Source organism: Bacillus sp. AP50 (genome assembly GCF_040492675.1).
GTDB classification, from domain to species: domain Bacteria; phylum Bacillota; class Bacilli; order Bacillales; family Bacillaceae_G; genus Bacillus_A; species Bacillus_A cereus.
This window is the reverse complement of record NZ_JBEUTW010000055.1, coordinates 1-3,650: the sequence shown is the minus strand read 5'-3', so window position 1 is coordinate 3,650 and position 3,650 is coordinate 1. Positions and strand designations below refer to the sequence as shown.

The window sequence follows — 3,650 nt, the reverse complement described above, 5'->3', positions numbered from 1 at the left end:
AAATTAAGCTTAACCTCTCTTTTCTATAAGTCTCTTAAATTGACTAACTCCTTACCAATATTCAAAAACGACTGCATTTTTGAATTTGTGTTCTAGTTTTTCTTGAACAGGTAAATGAATAACTACACATAAACTCCTTATATCTCTAGTTAAACTACCGATTAGCTCCATATAAACTCTAGATAACCTATATAGAATACAAGTTATCAAGGAGGTAAGAAAAATGAATTTTATGAAACGAGCAATTCTCAGTATGAAAAAAAGGATAGGAACATCATTAATTTTGATGGCAGTTTTTCTGATTGTTACAAATTTGGTTCTTTCAGGTTTCACAATCCAAAATGCATCAAAAAAAGCAGCGGATGCTGCAAGAAAAAAACTTGGTGCAGATGTTACTTTAGGTCTTGATTTCGACAAAATAGGTCAAAAAGCTAAGGAAACTGGAGAAATGCCAAATCCGCCGCAGCTCGATGCAAAAGAAACAGATCAATTAGCGAAGTCCAAGTATGTAAAAGATTATAATTACATAGCTAACACTTTCGGTATTTCTGATGGGCTTAAACTAGTAGGAGCTTCAGAAGGAGAAGAAGAAGGAAAAGGTAAAGTGGGAATGACGGCTGCGCGAGGCGGTTCAAGCTCTGGTACAGAAATAGATATAAATGCTTCTTTTATGATTGAGGGAGTTCGCAAGACTGCATTACAAGAAAGCTTTAAAAACGGAAAAAGTAAAATCATTGATGGAAAACCAATAACAGAGCAAATGAAGGATCAGAATGTAGCTTTAATGGAAAAACGATTAGCGGAATTAAACAATTTGAAAGTAGGAGACAAAGTTAAAGTACAATCAGGGGATAAGAAGGAAACTCTTGAGGTTGAAATTATCGGCATTTACGAAACAAATGAGCAAGCAATGGGTCAACAGGCTCCTCCTATTATGGATCCAGCTAATAAACTATATATGCCGCATTCAACTATGAAAAAATTAGAAGTAGACCAAGGTATAAGTAGTGGTCAAGTCGTGTATTTCTTGAATGATCCACAATATATTGATGCATTTAAAAAAGAAGCAAAAAAATCTAACATTGATTTTAATTATTATAAATTAGATGCGCATGATTCATTGTACAAGCAAATGATTGGTCCTATCGAAAATATCTCTTCGACTTCTCAAATGATTATTTATATTGTATCGATTGCAGGTGCAATTATTTTAGGATTAATCATTATGCTATCAATTAAAGGACGTCGTAAAGAAATGGGAATTCTATTGTCTATTGGAGAGAAAAAGTGGAAACTGATAGCGCAATTCGTAGTAGAAGTAGTGTGTGTCGCTATTTTAGCATTTGGATTATCCATAACAACAGGAGCTAAAGTTTCTCAATATATCGGAGATAATTTACTTTCGAATGAAATTGCTACTGCAAGCGAAGAAACAGATACTTCGCAACATGGTACTGTAATGATGGCTGGATCTGGTGGTACTCTACAAAATCAAAAAGAAGATCCAATTGATAAAATTGATGTAAGTGTAACAGGAGAAGATGTAGGGAAAATGGGTGGAATTGGACTGGCTATTGCTATAATAGCAACGCTTCTTCCATCATTATCTATTCTACGTTTAAACCCAAAACAAATTCTTTTAAAAGATGAATGAGGAGGCTTAATATGGAGACGATTTTACAGTTTAAAAATTTGGATTATTATTATGAAAGTAATGGGAAAAATGTAGCGATACTAGATAATGTTAACTTTTCTTTCCAAAAAGGACATTTCTACACGATTTTAGGACCATCTGGATCTGGTAAAACCACAACTCTGAGCTTAGGTTGTGGACTGGATGTCCCTAAAAATGGTTATGTACTGTATAATGGTAAAGATATTAGAAAAATTGGTTTGGATCGATACCGTAATCAAAATGTATCTGTAATTTTCCAATCTTATAATTTGATAACCTATATGACAGCTCTTCAAAATGTCTTAACAGCAATGGAAATTACGGGTGTTAAAGTGCAAAATAAAACAGCAAGAGCATTAGAATTGTTAGAAAGGGTAGGACTCACAGAAGTTGAAGCGAAACGAAACGTCCTGCAACTAAGCGGCGGACAACAACAGCGTGTAGCAATTGCTCGAGCACTATCTTGTAATGTTGATTTACTGATTGCAGATGAGCCGACAGGAAACCTCGACGAGGAAACTGCAATGGATATAATAGAGCTATTTCAAGAACTTGCACATAAAGAGAATAAATGCATTATTGTTGTGACGCACTCACAGGAGGTTGCTAAAAAATCAGATCGTGCAGTGTATTTAAATAAGCAGAAGTTGGTCGTAAATGAAATCTAATATAAACATCGTAGCTTTTTAATTCACATAATTTTCAAAATCTAGACCTTTCAAAAGCTTATATTTGATTTATAATAAAATCAAGCCATAATCAAAATGGTCTCCCTGTACTGAATGTTAAAATAGTTTGTTGTTCCCGTTTTAATAATATAATAAAAAGAACTTGTAGGATATTCTACAGGTTCTTTTTATTATAATTGGTTACCTATATCATGGGATAATCACACATAAAAAACGGGACATTACCTAGATGTATGACCTAAATATCGTCCCGTTTACCTACTCTGTATAGTTATTGCAGAATTAAACCTACAATCATAATTAAACTAAATACTATTATCCAACCAAACGCACAATAGCCAAAAATTCTAATCCATTTAGGTAATTGATGCATGTTAATTTTATTTGTGGGAACTCCTTGCATAGAAAACATCATTTTTTGATCTCTATCTCTATTATTTTGTTGTTCATACATACTATCATCACCTTTCCAGAACTATTGCGTTTATAGTATATCAGCCTAAAGAAAATTATGTACAGAATAAGAAGGGATAGCATAAATATTATGTGGTGAATTTTATAAATAAATGCATTTAATTGCCATGGTTCTAAGCGCTAATTCGTTATAAATACTGAAAAAGAGCACTACATAAATAGGACTCATTTTCTTCAAATATTAAGTTGCTGGATATAAATCAGGACCAAGGTAACGTTCTTTTATAATTTGAAGATGATGAAGCTCATGACCAGCAATAATGTATGCTAATGCACGAACTGTAACTTCAGAATTATTCGCATTTCCTCTTTGTGACCAAGCTTCTTTATCTAAGCTTCTAAGTAAATGCAGGGTAGATTGGCGAACAACTATTAAATTCCCAAGAAGATCTTGCACAGATTGCTTATCAAAAGCAGCTCTAAGAACATACATATCATCAAATGAAAAACCTGTTAATAAGTTTATACTTACTACAAAAACAAACAAACTCGTCCTATTTAAAGGAGAGTTTGTTTGTTTTTATGTTTAGATAATGGAATACTCATGCAAAATTGCACACTATGTTCCATATTTTTCATTGAATACTTTATATCTAGTGTTTCAAGAATTTGTTTAACAATATATAGCCCCAAACCATTTCCTCCAGTATTTCGATTTCTTGATTTTTCAATTCGATAAAATGGTTTGAAAATTTGTTGTAAATCTTCATCTTTAATATTGACACCTGTATTTATAATTTGCATTTTGATTTGACCTTGTTTCGAATCCTCACTTAACTTTATATAGACTTTTTCATTATGTGGTGAATACA

At 32.6% G+C, this 3,650-nt stretch carries 4 protein-coding genes and 1 pseudogene; 2 read left to right on the top strand and 3 right to left on the bottom strand.

Annotation, left to right across the window (positions count from 1 at the left end):
- The first annotated feature begins 223 nt into the window (after positions 1-223).
- Positions 224-1,654 (top strand): ABC transporter permease, encoded by a 1,431-nt coding sequence (locus tag ABWK52_RS06055; protein ID WP_098541890.1) that lies wholly within the window; start codon positions 224-226, stop codon positions 1,652-1,654.
- Positions 1,655-1,665: 11 nt separating this feature from the next.
- The gene (locus tag ABWK52_RS06050; RefSeq protein ID WP_087947677.1) at positions 1,666-2,343 is read left to right on the top strand and encodes an ABC transporter ATP-binding protein; all 678 of its coding nucleotides are present in this window, start codon (positions 1,666-1,668) and stop codon (positions 2,341-2,343) included.
- A 292-nt stretch (positions 2,344-2,635) separates the two neighbouring features.
- On the opposite strand, the gene ABWK52_RS06045 is transcribed toward ABWK52_RS06050, so the two are convergent.
- The 3 genes and pseudogenes from ABWK52_RS06045 to ABWK52_RS06035 all read right to left on the bottom strand — a co-directional run.
- Positions 2,636-2,818, bottom strand: coding sequence for a hypothetical protein (locus ABWK52_RS06045; protein ID WP_000273232.1), 183 nt, complete (start codon positions 2,816-2,818; stop codon positions 2,636-2,638).
- Between the two features lie 201 nt (positions 2,819-3,019).
- Positions 3,020-3,295: pseudogene (locus ABWK52_RS06040) on the bottom strand (DinB family protein); the annotation flags it as partial.
- A gap of 41 nt (positions 3,296-3,336) precedes the next feature.
- On the bottom strand, positions 3,337-3,650 hold a 314-nt coding region (locus ABWK52_RS06035; protein ID WP_353771895.1), incomplete at its 5' end, for an ATP-binding protein.

Excerpts from the sequence above, each read along its gene's own strand:
- ABWK52_RS06050 (WP_087947677.1), top strand. The coding sequence starts at position 1,666 with ATGGAGACGATTTTACAGTTTAAAAATTTGGATTATTATTATGAAAGT.
- ABWK52_RS06055 (WP_098541890.1), top strand. The coding sequence starts at position 224 with ATGAATTTTATGAAACGAGCAATTCTCAGTATGAAAAAAAGGATAGGA.
- ABWK52_RS06045 (WP_000273232.1), bottom strand. The coding sequence starts at position 2,818 with ATGTATGAACAACAAAATAATAGAGATAGAGATCAAAAAATGATGTTT.